This window comes from Parasphingorhabdus sp., from assembly GCF_049667325.1.
GTDB lineage: Bacteria > Pseudomonadota > Alphaproteobacteria > Sphingomonadales > Sphingomonadaceae > Parasphingorhabdus.
The window spans coordinates 1-1,620 of the sequence record NZ_JBATHY010000157.1 but is presented as its reverse complement, the minus strand read 5'-3'; the positions used below and the strand labels follow the sequence as shown (position 1 = coordinate 1,620).

General features: G+C 57.4%; 2 protein-coding genes. Both read left to right on the top strand.

The genetic code is table 11. From position 1 onward, the window contains the following. Nucleotides 1–539: phytoene desaturase family protein (locus WBM93_RS07155; protein WP_424430129.1), on the top strand; the 539-nt coding region annotated here is incomplete at its 5' end. A gap of 86 nt (nucleotides 540–625) precedes the next feature. Then, nucleotides 626–1,620 (top strand): DUF3604 domain-containing protein (locus WBM93_RS07150; protein ID WP_424430126.1); only part of this gene is annotated, 995 nt, incomplete at its 3' end.

Below are 1,620 nucleotides of genomic sequence, written 5' to 3'. Positions count from 1 at the left end.
TCATCATGGCACCGTCGCTGGCCTATATGGACCGAGCCTATCAGGATGCCCGGGAAAATGGCTGGTCACGCAAGCCGGTTGTGGAAATGCTCATCCCCAGTCTTGTCGACGACAGTCTGGCACCCGCTGGCCAGCATGTCGCAAGCCTGTTTTGCCAGCAATTTTCTCCGGAACTGCCGAAGGGTCGCCAATGGGACACTGAACGCGATGCGGCGGTTGAGGCGATACTGGACGTTGTCGAAGACCATGCGCCGGGTTTCCGCAATCTGATCCTCGGGCAGATGGCCTTGTCTCCCCTCGATCTGGAACGCAAATTCGGCCTGGTCGGTGGTGACATATTTCATGGTCACATGACATTGAACCAGCTGTGGACGGCGCGACCGGTGATTGGCGCTGCCGGTTACAAAGGACCGCTGAAAGGACTGTATATGTGCGGTTCGGGAACCCATCCGGGTGGCGGTGTCACCGGCGCGCCCGGTCACAATGCGGCGAAAGTGATTCTGCGGGAACGCTCGCTGGTGAACCGCATATTCGGCTGACGTTACGGCAATCAGGATTGCACGCCGCTGCTTGCCTTGATGTCAGTAACAGGATAGCTTCCCCACAAAAGGGAGAGGGAACCACCATGCGCAAAGCATTGTTACTCGCGGTCTGCAGCACTGCACTGACACTATCCGGATGCAAATATGTCGGCGATGATCCGGACAGATCAGGCACAGAGGTGGAAAACACGGCCTATCCCGAGCAGGTATTCTGGGGTGACACCCATCTCCACACCGACAATAGCATCGATGCTTTCGGGTTCGGCAACCGGCTGGACGCCGAGGCAGCCATGAGATTTGCCCGCGGCGAAGAAGTCACCGCGACCAAGGGCGCCAAGGCAAAATTGTCCCGCCCGCTCGATTTTCTGGTGATCGCCGATCATAGCGACGCGATGGGTGCGACCAAGGCGATTATGGAAGCTCCGCGTATCGCATTGCTGGGTAATAAATTCCTGCTCCGCTGGCACGATATGATGAACGAGAGCGACGAGGGATCGCTGCGCGTAACCGGAGAGCTGATCGACGGAGCGGCCAACGGCACATTGCCGACATCGCTGACCGACCCGGCAGAAACCAAGGAACGCACCACCGATCTCTGGACGAAGCACGGCAAGACCGTCGATCAATATAATGAACCCGGAAAATTTACCGCCTTCATGGGCTTTGAATATACACCGATGCCCGATGGCGACAATCTCCACCGGGTTGTCATGTTCCGCGACGGTCCGGGGAAAATGGGTGATACCATTCCTTTCGGTGCGCTAGGTTCGCAGGACCCGGAAAAGCTCTGGTCCTATATGGCCGCCTATGAGAAAAAAACCGGCGGCAAGGTGCTCGCCATCCCGCACAACAGCAATGTTTCCAACGGCCGGATGTTCGCGATGAACAAATTTGACGGCAGTCCGATTGACGCGGCCTATATAAAAACGCGCGCGCTGCGCGAACCGATCGTCGAGGTCACCCAGATCAAGGGCGACAGCGAAGCCCATCCGTTTCTCTCGCCCAACGATGAATTTGCTGACTTTGGTGTTGCCGGCTGGGACAAGTGCAATTTGAGCTGCACCAAGGACATGCCGCC